We start from the raw sequence: 15913 nt of genomic DNA, 5'->3' as shown, positions 1-15913 counted from the left end.
TCAAACTTAATAGGAGATAATATGAATAACAGAAAAAACTTTATAATTGTTGTTTTGATCTCTGTGTTTTCAATTCTTGGAGTGAATGAATTGAAGGCTCAGGTACCTGGTGGCGATCAAAAAGTTCCGCTTGGCGCAGAGATGCGCAATGGTAAACTTGTTTTTGAATCTGAAGATGGAAATTTTCGCTGGTGGTTTGATTCAAGAATCCAATTTGATGGTGCAATTTATTTTGAAAATAAAAACGCCATGAGTAATGGAGTTCATTTACGAAGAGCAACCTTTGCACTTAAGGCATTACTTTATCGGGACTGGCAAGCAGAAGTAGATATTGATTTTGCAGAAGCTGTTTCAACAAAATCGCAAGTTGAATTAAGAGATATGTGGATAAAATATACTTTCCCAAAATTTAATCTTTCTCTACAAGCCGGTAACTTTAAAGAACCATTTGGTATGGAACGATTAAACAGTTCAAGATTATTGACTTTCTTAGAGCGCTCTGCAATTTCTAATGCAATTCCTTTGGGCAGAAGAGTTGGAGTTTCCGTAAGATACTGGACTGATTATGCCCAGGTTACAGCCGCAATTATGGGACACGAAACAAGTACACGAGTAGATAAAGGGCAGCGGGATGAAGGTTTCTCAACTAACTTACGTGTTTCTGTTGCACCAATAAATAATTTTGGTGAGAATTTACATTTTGGTTTAGCAGGGTCGTATAAGATTCCTGATGTTACATCAGAATTAAGGGCAAACACAATTGAAATTAGTGCCCGCACAGAAAGTTATGTCGCAAATCCAAAGTTATTACACACAGGCGACATTGCTGATGTTAACTACTACAATCGTTACGGTGCTGAGTTAATGTATATAAACGGTCCTTTTTATCTACAATCAGAATTTATGGGAACAAGTATTTATAGATGGTATGGCAAACCAACTGTAAACTTAAAAGGTGGATATGTAATGGCTTCCTGGATGATTACCGGTGAGAATCGATACTATTATGTTGATGAAGGTGAAGTTGGTCCAATAGAAGCTCCTAAAAATTCTTGTGGTGCTTTCGAATTAGCAGCACGTTACAGTGTTACTAATCTCAATGATCTTGATACTGATATTCATGGTGGTCAATCAAACCAAATTATGCTTGGTTTAAATTATTATCCAAATTCAAATATTAAACTTCAGTTCAACTATTCTATAGTTAATGTTGATGAATTTGCCACAAGAAAAGGAAATTTACTTGGTGGTGATGATCACTCATTTGTTCAAATGCGTATTCAAGCATCATTATAAAAAGGAGATTAAAATGAAAAGAATATTTTTATTGTCATTATTTATTTTTTCTGGATTATTCCTCTCTTGTTCAAGAGAAGAACCATTTGTAGCACCACCACCACCGCCTGAAGTGGTTACTGTTAAAATAAATGAGATTTATTCACGCGGAACTGTAGGAAATGAAGATTGGGTAGAAATATTTAACCCTTCAACTTCTGCAATGGATATAAGTGGATATAAAATTTTTGACAGCGGTGGAGAAAGTGGAGCTAAACCAAAAAAGGAATTTCCTGCAGGTACAATTATTCCTGCTGGTGGATTTTTTGTAATTGTAGTTGATGATACATTAGATTCTGGATTTGGTTTATCATCATCAGGTGAAAAAGTTTGGTTGGAAGATGCAGCAAATAGTTTGATTGATAGCATTACATTTCCTGCGATGGGTGTGGATACAACTTATGGCAGAAACCCAAACGGATCTGCAAATTGGGCAATTCTAACGCCGCCAACAAAAGGATCATCAAATGGTAGCGGTGGTGGTGCAACACTTCCTCTAGTAATGAATGAAGTATTTTCACGTGGTGTTGATCCTAATTTTGATTGGGTAGAAATTTATAATCCAAATTCTATTCAAGTGGATTTAACAGGATACAAAATATATGATGGTGGTGGAAATCAAGGTACAAAACCAAAAATGGAATTTCCAGCAAGTACATTTATTCCTTCGAATGGTTATTACGTTATAGTTGTTGATATTCAAGATCCAGCAGGTTTTGGTATTGGCAGCGGCGGCGATGAACTGTGGTTTGAAAATTCAAGCGGGACAGTGATTGATAACCAAGTCATTCCTGCAATGCCAGTAGAAACTACCTCTTACTGTAGATTTCCCGATGGCACTGCAAACTGGCTCATTTCAAATACGATAACTAAAAATGCACCCAATCAACAGTAGTAATTAAATATATTATGAAGAGAATCAAAAATATTTTTTTGATTCTCTTCTATTTGAGAAGGATTCATGTTTAACAAAAAATTAAAGATACTTTATCTGTTAACTTTTCTTTTAACATCTGTTTTAGGATGTGGAAGAAATAATCCTGAAACTATAACGAACCCGGTTGTTATCGATAAAATATTTCCGTTAAGTGAGTATCTGCTTACTGTTCCTGAACCTTCTGGTATCGCATACAATGCGGTTAAAAATTCTTTTATGGTTGTTTCTGATGGAAGACCTGACATTTATGAAATCAATTTTACAGGAATTACTTTAAATACTATTCCTGCCTCTGGTTCAGATATGGAGGGGATAACATTATCAAATAATTGTGATACAATTTATGTCGTTGAAGAAAAGAAAAAATTAGTAACCTCATTTAATTTAAGTGGAACTAAATTAGCATCATTCTCTGCCGATGTTGCCACTAGTGATAATAGTGCACTCGAAGGAATAACCATAAAAAAAACGTCTAATCAGTTGTTTGTAATTAACGAAAAAGATCCAAGAATGATGCTTGGATTTAATGGCAGTTCAGAAATTTGGCGAAAAACAATTGATTACACGTTGGACATTTCCGATATTTACTTTGAAGATTCTACAAATTGTTTTTGGATAATTAGTGATGAATCACAAAAAATTATTAAACTTTCCTCCACAGGTGATTTACTAAAAGAGTGGGAAATTCCATTTACTAAGGGGGAAGGAATTACAATCGTAGATGATAAAATTTATGTTGTAAATGATTTAGACGGAAAATTATATGTATTTCAAAAGCCCAATTAGTTAATTGATCAAATTGATAAATTTATTTTATTTATTTAGGAGTTCTTATGAAAAAAAAATATTTACTTTTATTTGTTCCTTTATTTGCTTTCGTTTTAATGCAAACCAGTTTTGCACAGTCACCTGTCATTAATGAATTATATTCAAGAGGTATTGCGACAGAACCAGATTGGATTGAAATTTTCAATCCAACATCAGCGTCAATCGATATTACAGGTTATAAGATTTACGATAGCGGCGGAAATGCGGGAACAAAACCTAAGAAAGAATTTCCAGCAGGTTCAATTATTCCTGCAAATGGATTTTTAGCGATTACTGTTGATGATACTGCAGCAAGCGGATTCGGATTATCAAGTAGTGGAGAAAAAGTCTGGTTTGAAAATGCTGGTGGTACCTTAATAGATAGTGTAGATTTGATAGCAGTAACAGATACAGCGGCTTCCTATGGAAGATTACCTGATGGAAGTGCGAACTGGCAGTTATTGGTTCCAAGAACACGCGGATTTTCTAACAGTCCTGTAACTTCTACAGTAATGATGAATGAATTATTCTCAAGAGGAATTGCAACAGAACCAGATTGGATTGAAATTTACAATCCCGCAACTTCCTCTGTTGATATTGCTGGATATAAAATTTATGACAGTGGTGGAAATACAGGAACTAAACCTAAGAAGGAATTTCCAGCAGGGTCAGTTATTCCCGCAAATGGATTTTTAGTAATTACTGTTGATGATACTGCAGCAAGTGGTTTTGGATTATCAAGCGGTGGAGAAAAAGTCTGGTTTGAAAATGCAACTGGAGCAATAATAGATAGCGTTGATTTAGTCGCTATTACAGACACTGCTGCCTCCTTTGGAAGATATCCTGATGGTAGTGCAAATTGGCAAATACTAATTCCAAGAACCCGTGGAACTGCAAACATGTTGACTGATGTTGAAGATGAAATTCAACAAATTTCAGAATTTAGATTAAATCAAAATTATCCAAATCCATTTAATCCATCAACAACAATAAGTTTTACAATACCAACTACAAGTAATGTATCACTTAAAGTGTTTAATATTCTTGGGAAAGAAGTTGCAACACTTGTAAATGAGACTAAAAGTGCCGGGAATTATTCAATTAAGTTTAATGCGAGTGGTTTAAGTAGTGGTATTTATTTCTATAAACTTACCACAGATAATTTTACAGCAACAAAGAAATTTACTTTAATGAAGTAGTAGAGTTATTTAATAAAATGTGATTAAGAGTTCATTTCGCTTTGTGGAATGAACTCTTTTTTATTAATAATCTTTTGTAAAAGATTTTAAGCCAGATTTTATCGAAACGCTTGAAACTAAGATCATAATTACAAAAAGTATGATATTAGTAGTAAGCAAATTCCAGGCAGATATGCTAATTCCGTGTGCTTGTGCAAAAAAATAATTTGAAACAGGTATAAAAAGTATTGCAATAATTAGAACTAAATAAAGTAGTGTAAACAAAAAGGTAAGGGATGCACCTTGTGACGATGCTAATCTTATAGCATTTTTTTCTTTATAGTTCGCAAAAATTCCACCCATCCCAAAATTTAAACTAACCAAAGTTATTGTTGTTAATGCGGCATTTATTTGGGCGATAATCGATAACATTACGGGGAATTGGTAGTTTGAAAAGAAACTGATTAACTGTCCAACAAAAAATATTAATAAAAAATATACTGCAAGTCTTTTAAGGAGCAGATCGTTAAAATTTATCGGTGCACTTCTGATCTTCCACAATGCTTCTCCCTCAAGACTAATTAATGGAAATACAAATCTTAGAGATAAAGAGGCTACTAGGAAAACATTAAACAATGATACGATCAAATACACAATTGTTTTTAAATATTCATTGTAAGCTTTTAGTATAATTATATCGATTCCTGAGATGCTTGAAATAAAAATCGTGATCAGAAAAATCATTACTAGAAGATGAAGCCACTGACTTGGTTCTCTGAAGAATAACAAGAATTCACGCTTTACAATAGATTCATCAAATCCATTTAAAAATGATTTTTTATGAAATCCGAAAAACTGATTTTTGTTCTTATTCTTGTTTTTTAATTCAGCATTTACCTGAAGTGAAGTTAACCAGGTTTCATAATACCATTTCTTTGCAAGAAAAAGAGCAAGACCAAAGACAAAAAATGATAAAACCAGATTAGCATAAATAAATGGTATTGCTCTGTCAATTTTACTTTCCGAAATCCAATAAAGCGATTCTGCAACCCAATAATTTGGTAAAAATTTTACTATACCGCTTTCTAAAAAACCAAAGTACTGATCAATATTTGGGTAGTAATCAAAAACTCTTTCAACAAGTTTTATTGGATTGCTGATAAAGTAAAATAAAATTACACTACCTGAATAAATTAGTCCAATAAAGGTTAAAACTCTTTTTAAGCCCCATTTTCCTGACAACTTTAACAAAATCAATAGAACAATTGCTCCCAAAGAACCGGCTGTAAACATAAATGGTAAAACTAAAAAGAGCAGGCTTAATGGATAGAACCAGAAGCTTAAATTAAAATAAAATCCGTATCCAAGTAATACTGCAGCTATTATAAGCAGCAGAGTAGTTGAGCTGTAAAAAAAATTGTCTAAAAATTTTATTAAAAATAATTTTGTAAATGAAATTGGTTTTGTAATTAAGTGAAAAACTTCTTTTGATTTATACAAGGTTGAAAATGAAACAACCATGTTCCCAACATTTATAGTAATAAAGAAAATGAACAGAACAACAAGAATAAACCGATGAAGCAGGAATGAACCGATTCTAACAGTTACAAGTAAATATTCAATAGTGTTATATGTCATAACAAAGCAGCCATAAGCAAAAATAGAATACACTATTCCTGAACCGATACTTTTTATGAATGCAGAAAAATTAAAAGGGGAGTTTACTTTAAGGAAAATTAGAATTTTATAGTAAAGTATGTGAACTACTTCTCTCATTACTTAGTTATATGGAGAAATAGTGATTCTAAGTTGTGATGATCGGACCCTTTTATTGTTTCAAGTACTGATGTGTCATCAGAAAAAATCATATTACCATCTTTAATTATTCCAATTTTTGTACAAATTTCTTCCGCAACATTTAAACTATGAGTAGACATAAATACCGCTGCACCATTTTTTGCTTTTTCTTTTAAAACGTTTTTAACAATTAAAGCGCTTTGCGGATCAAGCCCAACCATTGGTTCATCTACAACTAATAATTTTGGATTGTGGAGGAGGGCAGAAGCTATTGTTATTCTTTGCTTCATTCCCTGGGAATATTCTTCTGTCCTTTTATCAACCCAATCACCGATTTCTAATTGCTCAATTATCTCAGCAATAATTTTTTTTAATTTATTTTTTTCGATTGAGTATAGTCCACCGCTAAAAAATAAAAACTCGCGCCCTGTTAGTTTTTCATAAATAAATGGTTGATCTGGAATATATCCAATTAAAGATTTTGCTTTGATGGGTTCTTTATAAATATCAAAACCATCAATAAGTATGCTTCCTGAAGTTGCGTTGTATAACCCGGAAATCATTTTAATGGTAGTTGTTTTTCCGGCTCCATTTTGTCCAAGGAATCCAAAGAAATCACCCTTTTTAACATGAAGATTCAAATTGTTTACTGCAGTAAACGAACCAAATTTTTTAGTAACGTTATTAATTTGAAGCATTGTCTTAAGTAATAATTAATAAAATCGAGCCACAAGAAATATAAAGCAGATAATGCTCAATATTAAATTCCTGAAGAACGCAGTTCTGTAAGATCATCAAATGTTATCATCATCAAATCGCTCTCATTAATATCTGTAGTGGATAAAATTCTATTTTCCTGAAATGAAATTGCTTTAAAGATTATTTCCTTTATCGTTCTTGAATTATAAAAATTCTTACGAGTTTCTTTTTTTAGCTCAACTATTAATTCCAGCATTTGCTGCCATGCACCTTCATCAAGCTGGTAATTATTTTTTTGACAAATATTTAACGCAATTTCCAACAAATGTCTTGTTGTGTAAGGTTCAAAATTAAATACGTTTGGAAATTGATTTCCTAAAACTGGAAAGTTATTAATTAGTGTTTCAATTTCTTCCTTATTCCCAGAAAAAATTGCTACTACATCATCACTTATCAAATAGAGTTTTTTCAAAAAGTATTGCAACAATGAGTCACTAAAATCATTTGTGCATTGCAATGCGGCTGAAACATCATTTACAAGTATGACGTTACCTAACAATTTCTTGAATAATTCATCAATCATTAAGTAAGCATCGATTTTATTTAAGCCATAAAACGTCGAACCATCTATTTCAACTAATTGCCCTTTGCTTAAACGTTCTAATTCCCGCAAACTTTTTGCAAAGAGTCGTGCGACGGTTGTAGTGCCAGAGCCTTGTTCAGCAATGAAAAATGAATTTAAGTTTTTATGTATTGAAGCGATTGATCTTTCTTTTTTTAGTCTATCAACTTTAAGTGATGCGATTATTTTGTTAAAAGTTATTTTAACGTCATCAAGCCCAACAAGCTGATTAATTTCGTTTAAATATTTATCAACTCTTTTTTCTAAAGTATCTTTATCAGTTCTATTTCCTAAAATCGCAATTGCTGTTTGTATATCATCTTGTGTTAAAGTATTTAAAGTGTAAAAATCTTTTTCACCTTCATCTAGCAATTGATAGCGTTTACTTAATTCTATTTTGGATTGATTAAAAAGATTTCTAACAAATCTTGCATTACCAAAAGCTTTGTCATTTTGACCATTAATATTTTTAAGTTTTTCAGTTAATGATAATTCAGTTTCTTCCGAAATTGAATATTTTTCTTTGTTTGCAAAAATTTTAAAAATTTCTGTTAGCTCATTTACTGAATAATCCTCAAATGTAAAGTAATGGGTAAATCTGGATTTCAATCCTGGATTTGATTCCAAAAAATTCTGCATTAAATCAGGATAACCAGCAGCAATAACAAAAAACTTATTATTATAATCTTCCATCCGTTTAAGAATTATATCAATAGCTTCTTGCCCAAAATCTTGGCTACTGTAATCTCTTTTCAAGGAGTATGCTTCATCAATAAACAGAATTCCACCCAAAGCCTGATTAATCACTTTGTCAGTTTTCTGAGCAGTTTCGCCAATGTATTCACCAATCAATTGTGATCTATCAACTTCAACAACATGACCATTTTCTAAGATTCCGATGGATTTAAAAAATTTTCCTAGTAATCGAGCAATTGATGTTTTTCCCGTTCCAGGATTACCTAAGAAAATACAGTTAGCCGAAATACTCTCATCGGTTTCAACGCCCTGTTTTTTCCGTTCGTTAACAAAATCTAAATATGTAATAAAATCTTTTAAGGATTGTTTAACACTTTTTAATCCGATGTAATTATCAAACTCTTCAAATAAAGAGGGAAGAGAAACATTACCAGTTAATGTTTGGTTAAGATGCTCAATTTTTTTGGGTTGTTGTGTAATCAGTTTATTTGAGTTTTCGCAACCAATACTTACTTCATTTGTAAAATCAATTATCTCCGCATCACCAATCTGAAAAACTTGTTTGAGTATTAAATTATTATCGAGTAAAACTTCAACCCTTCCTTCTCCTTGCTTCCAAAAACCTGGTAAAGGTGTTCCCCAACTCTGAACAAACTCCACAAGCTCCCAATCTTTTTTCAATTCCAGATTAAAATTGTTTCTTCCAACTTCTTCATCCTCCAAATACCAAATTGTTAAACCATTCAAAACTGATCTGTTTATATTTAGAACAGGATTTTTGATTGTTATTTCCGCTGCGATATAACTTGTACGAGTTTGATCAAACTGCAAAAGATAGGTGCGTTTTTGTGATTGTAGACTTTCCTCAAGATTAAACATCTTTACTGAAAGTATTTCAAATTTACTTGGATTTAGGAAGTAATTTCCACTTCCCGGATTCATCTGATTTGAATTTCCTTTTAAGATATCTGAAGATTTTACTCCCCTTGCGAGTATTTCTTTAGATTTCAAATCATTCGGAATATTTGATTTCATTTAATTACTACTAAAATGAATGATAAAAACCATTTTAGAGGAATTATTCAAATACCTTGCCACCAAATTATGTTGGATTTAAAACAAAAAAGGCGAGGGAAAACCTCGCCTTGTAAAAATAACAGAATTAAATTTTAGTACATTCCGTCCATACCACCCATTCCTCCAGGAGGCATAGCTGGCATATTTGGTTCTCTCTCTTTCTTCTCGAATACTACCGCTTCAGTTGTAATTAATAAAGAAGATACTGAGGCAGCATTTTCAAGAGCTGTTCTTGTAACCTTAGTTGGGTCGATTACACCAGCTTTAATCAAGTTCTCATACTTTTCAGTAGCTGCGTTAAATCCAAAATCATCTTTACCTTCTTTAACTTTCCAAAGAACAACTGAACCTTCAATTCCCGCATTTTCAACAATTTGTTTTAATGGTTCTTCAAGCGCTTTCTGTACAATTTTAATTCCGGTTGTCTGATCAGGATTTTCGCCCTTTAGTTTATCAAGAACATTTGAGGCTCTAACTAAAGCAACTCCACCACCTGCAACAATTCCTTCTTCAACTGCAGCTCGCGTTGCATGTAAAGCGTCTTCAACTCTTGCTTTCTTTTCTTTCATTTCGATTTCTGTAGAAGCACCAATTTTTAGAACTGCTACTCCACCTGAAAGTTTTGCAAGTCTTTCCTGTAATTTTTCTTTATCGTAATCAGATGTTGATTTATCGATCTGAGCCTTAATTTCATTAATTCTCTTTTTGATGTTTTCAGTTTTACCGGAACCTTCAACAATTGTAGTGTTATCTTTATCGATTACAACTTTTTTAGCTCTACCTAAATATTCTAAGGTAGCGTTTTCAAGTTTGTAACCTTGTTCTTCAGAAATTACGGTACCACTTGTAAGTACAGCAATATCTTCCAACATAGCTTTTCTTCTATCACCAAATCCAGGTGCTTTAACTGCAGCAACTTTTAGAGTTCCGCGAATTTTATTTACTACTAACGTTGCTAGAGCTTCGCCTTCAAGATCTTCAGCAATTATTACCATTGCTTTACCTTGTTGTGCAACTTTTTCAAGCACTGGAAGTAGATCTTTCATAGCTGAGATCTTCTTGTCGTGAATAAGGATGTATGGATCTTCCAAAACTGTTTCCATAGATTCTGTATCTGTTACGAAGTAAGGAGAAATGTAACCACGATCGAATTGCATACCTTCTACAACATCTAAAACTGTTTCAGCAGATTTGCTTTCTTCAACAGTAATAACTCCATCTTTACCAACTTTTTCCATAGCATCTGCAATAAGATCACCAATTGATTTATCATTATTAGCTGAAATCGATCCAACCTGAGCTATTTCATTTCTTCCTTCAACTTCTTTGCTAACAGATTTTAAGTACTCAATAACTTTAGTAACTGCTAAATCAATTCCACGTTTCAAATCCATAGGATTAGCACCGGCAGTTACGTTTTTTAAACCTTCACGATAAATCGCTTGTGCAAGAACAGTTGCTGTCGTTGTTCCATCACCAGCGACATCACTCGTTTTAGATGCAACTTCGCGAACCATTTGAGCACCCATATTTTCAATCGGGTCATCAAGTTCAATTTCTTTTGCAACAGAAACACCATCTTTAGTAACAGTTGGTGCACCGAATTTTTTTTCTAAAATTACGTTACGTCCTTTTGGACCTAAAGTAACTTTAACTGCATTTGCTAATTTGTCCACACCAGCTTTTAAGCCAGTGCGAGCATCTGCATCATATACAATTAGTTTAGCCATAATTTATTTCCTCTAATTTTTGTTATTATTTACTTACTTAAAATTCCGAAGATATCGCTTTCGCGCATTATCAAATATTCTTCACCCTTAATGCTAACTTCAGTTCCACTGTATTTACCATAAAGAACCTTATCGCCAACTTTTACTTCCATTTTGATAGCTTTACCATCGTCAGCAATTTTTCCTGGGCCAACTGCAACAACGGTCCCTTCAACTGGTTTCTCCTTAACAGTATCAGGAAGAATAATACCGCCTGCAGTCTTTTCTTCAGCAGCAGCTGGTTGTACAACAACTCTATCACCGAGTGGTTTTAATTTGATTTCGCTCATTTTTCGCTCCTTTTATTTAATAAATTTAATTTGATTAGCACTCTTAAAAGACGAGTGCTAATATAGGCAGGATTAAAAATTTTGTCAAGATTTTACATTTTGGTGTGATTTAAAATGCTTAATTTTGGGATAAAATAATAAGCTTTTGTGATTTGATTAAGAATAACCTAAAAACGGAATTAAAGAACCTAATTTGTGTAGTTAAAACACTTGATAAAAAAGTTATAACAATTTTTCTATCAGTTGCTATTCTACAAACAATATCATTCTATTTTACCTCTCGAAGATTTTTTAGAGCAAATCTTTTTGAGAGTTTTCAGAATTATTCCGATCCGTATCTGATAGAATACATTTATTGGTTTGTGGGTGATTTCTTTACTTTCTTTGTTCTCGGAGTTTTAATAATCAAGTTTGGGTTTAGGGAAAAGCTAAAAGATTTTGGATTACAGTTTGGCGATGTGAAAACAGGGTTATTATTCTCTATTATTTTTTTATTTGTAATGATCACTCTTGTTTGGTTTGTCTCTTCTACTCCAGAGTTTGCAGAAAAGTATCCTCATCTAACAGGTGCAAAATCTAATTGGAATATTTTGCTGATTTATGAAGCGGGAATGCTTCTTTACATGTTTGCTTGGGAATTTATTTGGCGTGGGTTTATGTTATTTGGATTGGAAAAAAAGTTTGGGTATTACTCAGTGTTAATCCAAATGATTCCTTTTGTAATTTTGCATAACGGTAAACCTTTTTTAGAAACCTTTGGAGCTATCTTTGGTGGGATTGCGCTTGGCATTCTTGCTTTAAGAACCCGTTCGTTTTATTATTGTGTAATAATTCATATTGGTGTAATGTTTTCGATCGATATAATTTCTTCTTTGCGCTTTAGAGCTAATGATTACGGTATAGGAATTGCGTCACTTATAAATATTATCAGGCAAATATTTTAGGATTATAAAATGAAACTATCATTAAATATAGATCACATAGCAACTCTTAGAAATGCACGTGCAGAAATTCAACCAGATCCTGTAACTGCCGCATTAATTGCTGAGCAAGCTGGGATAGATGGAATTGTTGTTCACTTACGTGAAGATAGAAGACATATAAATGAAAGAGATGTAAGATTGTTGCGCGAGCTCATCACAACAAAACTTGATCTTGAAATGGCTGCGACTGAGGAAATAATTAAAATTGCATGCGATGTTGGTCCTGAACTAGCAACATTAGTTCCTGAAAAAAGGCAAGAACTAACTACTGAAGGTGGAATAAACGTAATTGATAATATTTCTTTAATGAAAGAAACAATTCAAGAGTTGCACAAATATGATATCGAAGTTTCAATATTTATCGAACCAGATTTAAAACAGATTGATGCCGCTGCTGAAATCGAGAGTGATTTTATAGAAATTCATACTGGAGTTTTTGCAAATGCAAAATCAGAAGAAGAACAATTCGATGAATTGGAAATAATCAGAACTGCAGTTAAACACGCAAAAAAATTAGGTTTGGGAGTAAATGCGGGCCATGGTTTAGATTATCATAACATAAAAATATTTAGAGAGTTAAGCGATATTGATGAAGTAAGTATCGGGCATTCAATTATTGCCCGCGCTGTTTTTGTAGGAATTAAACAAGCAGTTCAAGAAATGTTTGAGCTGATTAGAAAAGGCTAATGGCAATCGTCTTTACAGGAACAAGATAGTTTTTCGCTTTTAGATTTTTTAATGGCTTCTTTTCCTTCTTTAAAAGCAAAGTACGCAACTCCAAGCGAGCCTGCGATATCCAAATATCCTATCTTTAAAATCTCATAACTTAAACTTGAAGCCAATAATATAAATGACAGGTAAAAACAAGTTTTTGTGCAGTTAGCATCAGCAATTATCGCATCGGAGTTTAATTTATTTCCTACTTTTAATTTATAATAGATAAGTGCATACATTGTGATTATTGAAATTATGGAAATAACAATTCCAACAGTAGTAGTTTCTGGTTTTATATTGTTTTTAATTAATAATATTGAAGCAACTACAAGTCCCGCTGCAAGAATATAAAAACTATAGCCTGTTACTTTTAAAGCTGTTCGTTCAAAATTGTCCCTTCGTTCAACCGGATTTCGTTTCATTCTAATAATCAAATGAAAAATTCCAATTCCGGAAATCACTTCAACAAAGCTGTCTAATCCAAATCCAAATAAGGCAAGAGTTTCATCATCCAAACCAAATATAATAGAAACAACACCTTCTGCAATATTATAGAATATGGTTATTAAGCTTAGAACAATCACGAATGTTAATAGTTTTTTAAAATCAGAAGAATAACTTTGTAATTCTGGTTTTGGATTTGAGATAATCATTTCTTTTGCTGATTGTTCATAGTTTATTTTAACAAAATATTTTTCAGTGGTAACAATAAAATTGTGATTTTCACACTGTTTATCTACTAAAACTCTTGACTAATAGAAAATTCTGGTTTAAGTTTGGAATGTCGCTAGCAGAAGGTTAACCCCCAGACCTTTTGTTAGGACGCACCCGGTGGCTTCGGTTACCGGGTTTTTTATTTTAAAGTTCAGATGTCATTAATCACTTAATAATTTCTTAATTATCTTTTTTCAAAAGATAGTAATATTTTTCTCACAGTATTTCCGCTTTTTAAGTAATGATAACAATCGGAGTTTGATGTGCAATACAATCTAATAAAAAAATCAGAGTTTGATAAAGTAAAATCGAACGAGGACAACTGGGCAACAAAAATGGAGTTGTTTGCAGATATGTGCAGATACAACACACTTGTTGCAGTCAAAAAAGCAGGCTCAGGACATCTTGGCTCCAGTTTAAGTGCCATGGATATTACAACTTATCTATACTTAAACGAAATGAATGTTTTTGAAGTTGGATTTGATTCACCTGATCGTGACATTTATTTCTCTTCAAAAGGTCATGATGTTCCTGGATTGTACTCGATATTTTATGCGCTTGGAATTATTCCCGAACAGAAATTATTAATGTTAAGAAGATTACACGGTCTTGATGGTCATCCGGAAGTTAGACAAAATGGAATTGAAGCAAGTACCGGCTCACTTGGTATGGGAATATCTAAAGGAAAAGGTTTTGCATGGGCAAAAAACTATCTGAAGAATAAAGGACACGTTTACGTTCTTACAGGAGATGGTGAATTTCAGGAAGGACAAATTTATGAATCACTGCAGGCAACGGCGCACCAAAAAGTAAGTAACATTACAGCAATTATGGATCACAATAAATATCAAACTGATATGCTTGTGGCTGATGTAAATAATATTGAAGATGTTGAAAAAAAAGTTGAATCATTTGGATGGTATGTTGTTAGAATTAATGGGCACGATTACAATGTTCTTAAAAAAACTTTTGATAATCTTAAAAAAGTTACAGATAAGCCTAAGATGATAATCGCCGATACAATTAAAGGGAGGGGAGTATCATTTATGGAAAAGCCTCTGACAGAAACTTTTGAAGGAAAGACACTTTACAAATGGCACTCTGGTGCTCCAGATGATGAAAGCTACATTAAAGGTTTAGCTGAATTAGCAGAAAGGATTTATAAGCTTTCCAGTGATTTGGGAATTGGAAAAATAGAAATCCCAATAAATGAAGCGGAAGGTAAATTTGTTACAAAATCTGACAAAGAATTCGTTACAGAAGCTTATGGAGAAGCCCTAGTGGAGATTGCAAAGACAAATAAAAAATTAGTGTTATTGGATGGAGATCTTTCTGCTGATTGTAAACTCCGTAATTTTGAAAAAACTTATCCTGATAGATTTATTGAAAATGGAATTGCTGAACAAGATATGGTTTCTATGGCTGGTGGATTAGCAAGAATGGGTTTGGTCCCAGTTGTAAATACCTTTGCGAGTTTTCTTGCAGCTCGTGCTAATGAACAGATTTACAATAATGCAGGAGAAAAAACTAAAGTAATTTATACTTGTCATTTTTCAGGAATGATTCCTGCAGGGCCGGGGAAATCACATCAAAGTGTTAGAGACATTTCGCTATTTGGTGCATTGCCAAATATTACAATCATACAACCCTGCAATGGTGAAGAGACGAAATGGGCAACAGAATATTGCGTTAATCAGGCTGATGAAAATTGTATGTTAAGATTGGTGATTGGTCCATCACCTGAAAAAATTGAGCTTCCAAATGATTATAAATTTAAAGTTGGACACGGAACAGAATTAACTAAAGGAAAAGATGCAATTCTATTTAGTTATGGTCCAGTCATGCTGCACGAAGCTCTTAGTGCTTCTGATTATCTTAAAAAAATTGGCTTTGGTTTAAAAGTAATTAATATGCCATGGTTAAATAAGATTGATAAAGATTGGTTGAAAATAATTGTTGCAGATCAGAAAAAGATATATGTGCTTGAAGATCATTCTGCAATTGGGGGACTTGGTGATAGGTTGATAAATGCTTTAGTGGAAATTGGTGAAATTACTGGAAAAGAATTTATAAACCTTGGATTAAAAGAATATCCAGAATGTGGTACTCCACTGGAAGTTTTAGAATTTCACAAGCTTGATGGAAAATCTTTAGCACAAAGAATTTCTGGTGAGAAAGATATTGAAACTTCTGATTCAGTTAAACAAAAGTATACAGCTGATGCACCGCAGTAAAATAGAATTGTCATTGCCATCCCAACGAATCTAGTCGGGAGAAGCAATCTTTAGTATAAAC

The 15913-nt window shown here is 32.9% G+C and carries 13 protein-coding genes; 7 read left to right on the top strand and 6 right to left on the bottom strand.

Annotated elements, in window-relative coordinates; translation table 11 throughout:
* The first annotated feature begins 21 nt into the window (after window positions 1-21).
* The 4 genes from IPJ23_07375 to IPJ23_07360 all read left to right on the top strand — a co-directional run bounded on the left by IPJ23_07375 (window position 22) and on the right by IPJ23_07360 (window position 4278).
* Window positions 22-1296 (top strand): hypothetical protein, encoded by a 1275-nt coding sequence (locus IPJ23_07375; protein ID MBK7630505.1) that lies wholly within the window; start codon window positions 22-24, stop codon window positions 1294-1296.
* Window positions 1297-1309: 13 nt separating this feature from the next.
* Complete coding sequence (locus IPJ23_07370) at window positions 1310-2230, top strand: lamin tail domain-containing protein (GenBank protein MBK7630504.1); 921 nt, start codon at window positions 1310-1312, stop codon at window positions 2228-2230.
* A gap of 66 nt (window positions 2231-2296) precedes the next feature.
* The gene (locus IPJ23_07365; protein ID MBK7630503.1) at window positions 2297-3058 is read left to right on the top strand and encodes an SdiA-regulated domain-containing protein; all 762 of its coding nucleotides are present in this window, start codon (window positions 2297-2299) and stop codon (window positions 3056-3058) included.
* A 47-nt stretch (window positions 3059-3105) separates the two neighbouring features.
* Complete coding sequence (locus tag IPJ23_07360) at window positions 3106-4278, top strand: lamin tail domain-containing protein (GenBank protein ID MBK7630502.1); 1173 nt, start codon at window positions 3106-3108, stop codon at window positions 4276-4278.
* A 63-nt stretch (window positions 4279-4341) separates the two neighbouring features.
* On the opposite strand, the gene IPJ23_07355 is transcribed toward IPJ23_07360, so the two are convergent.
* The 5 genes from IPJ23_07355 to groES form a co-directional block, all read right to left on the bottom strand.
* Complete coding sequence (locus tag IPJ23_07355; protein ID MBK7630501.1) at window positions 4342-6033, bottom strand: hypothetical protein; 1692 nt, start codon at window positions 6031-6033, stop codon at window positions 4342-4344.
* Window positions 6033-6752 carry an ABC transporter ATP-binding protein gene (locus IPJ23_07350; GenBank protein MBK7630500.1) on the bottom strand — a complete coding sequence of 240 codons (720 nt, stop codon included), beginning with the start codon at window positions 6750-6752 and terminating at the stop codon, window positions 6033-6035. Before IPJ23_07350 ends, IPJ23_07355 begins: the two co-directional genes overlap by 1 nt.
* Window positions 6753-6814: 62 nt before the next feature.
* Window positions 6815-9106: an AAA family ATPase gene (locus IPJ23_07345; protein ID MBK7630499.1), complete on the bottom strand. Its 2292-nt coding sequence runs from the start codon at window positions 9104-9106 to the stop codon at window positions 6815-6817.
* A gap of 134 nt (window positions 9107-9240) precedes the next feature.
* The gene (gene groL / locus IPJ23_07340) at window positions 9241-10881 is read right to left on the bottom strand and encodes a chaperonin GroEL (protein ID MBK7630498.1); all 1641 of its coding nucleotides are present in this window, start codon (window positions 10879-10881) and stop codon (window positions 9241-9243) included.
* Between the two features lie 26 nt (window positions 10882-10907).
* Window positions 10908-11198, bottom strand: a complete 291-nt coding sequence (gene groES / locus IPJ23_07335; protein ID MBK7630497.1) for a co-chaperone GroES — start codon at window positions 11196-11198, stop codon at window positions 10908-10910.
* Between the two features lie 161 nt (window positions 11199-11359).
* On the opposite strand from groES, the gene IPJ23_07330 reads away from it, so the two are divergent.
* Window positions 11360-12151 (top strand): CPBP family intramembrane metalloprotease, encoded by a 792-nt coding sequence (locus tag IPJ23_07330; protein ID MBK7630496.1) that lies wholly within the window; start codon window positions 11360-11362, stop codon window positions 12149-12151.
* A gap of 9 nt (window positions 12152-12160) precedes the next feature.
* On the top strand, window positions 12161-12877 hold the full coding sequence (locus tag IPJ23_07325; protein ID MBK7630495.1) for a pyridoxine 5'-phosphate synthase: 717 nt from the start codon (window positions 12161-12163) through the stop codon (window positions 12875-12877).
* On the opposite strand, the gene IPJ23_07320 is transcribed toward IPJ23_07325, so the two are convergent.
* On the bottom strand, window positions 12874-13557 hold the full coding sequence (locus tag IPJ23_07320) for a cation transporter (GenBank protein ID MBK7630494.1): 684 nt from the start codon (window positions 13555-13557) through the stop codon (window positions 12874-12876). The genes IPJ23_07325 and IPJ23_07320 overlap by 4 nt on opposite strands.
* 324 nt (window positions 13558-13881) lie before the next feature.
* Here IPJ23_07320 and IPJ23_07315 point away from each other — a divergent pair, with 324 nt between their 5' ends.
* Window positions 13882-15852 carry a 1-deoxy-D-xylulose-5-phosphate synthase gene (locus IPJ23_07315; GenBank protein ID MBK7630493.1) on the top strand — a complete coding sequence of 657 codons (1971 nt, stop codon included), beginning with the start codon at window positions 13882-13884 and terminating at the stop codon, window positions 15850-15852.
* Window positions 15853-15913 lie beyond the last annotated feature (61 nt).

This window comes from Ignavibacteriales bacterium, assembly GCA_016709765.1.
Classification (GTDB): Bacteria; Bacteroidota; Ignavibacteria; order Ignavibacteriales; family Ignavibacteriaceae; genus IGN3.
The sequence above is the reverse complement of the archived record's forward strand: the minus strand, read 5'-3'. Positions and strand labels throughout refer to the sequence as shown.

Excerpts from the sequence above, each read along its gene's own strand:
- IPJ23_07375 (MBK7630505.1), top strand. The coding sequence starts at position 22 with ATGAATAACAGAAAAAACTTTATAATTGTTGTTTTGATCTCTGTGTTT.
- IPJ23_07370 (MBK7630504.1), top strand. The coding sequence starts at position 1,310 with ATGAAAAGAATATTTTTATTGTCATTATTTATTTTTTCTGGATTATTC.
- IPJ23_07365 (MBK7630503.1), top strand. The coding sequence starts at position 2,297 with ATGTTTAACAAAAAATTAAAGATACTTTATCTGTTAACTTTTCTTTTA.
- IPJ23_07360 (MBK7630502.1), top strand. The coding sequence starts at position 3,106 with ATGAAAAAAAAATATTTACTTTTATTTGTTCCTTTATTTGCTTTCGTT.
- IPJ23_07355 (MBK7630501.1), bottom strand. The coding sequence starts at position 6,033 with ATGAGAGAAGTAGTTCACATACTTTACTATAAAATTCTAATTTTCCTT.
- IPJ23_07350 (MBK7630500.1), bottom strand. The coding sequence starts at position 6,752 with ATGCTTCAAATTAATAACGTTACTAAAAAATTTGGTTCGTTTACTGCA.
- IPJ23_07345 (MBK7630499.1), bottom strand. The coding sequence starts at position 9,106 with ATGAAATCAAATATTCCGAATGATTTGAAATCTAAAGAAATACTCGCA.
- IPJ23_07325 (MBK7630495.1), top strand. The coding sequence starts at position 12,161 with ATGAAACTATCATTAAATATAGATCACATAGCAACTCTTAGAAATGCA.
- IPJ23_07320 (MBK7630494.1), bottom strand. The coding sequence starts at position 13,557 with ATGATTATCTCAAATCCAAAACCAGAATTACAAAGTTATTCTTCTGAT.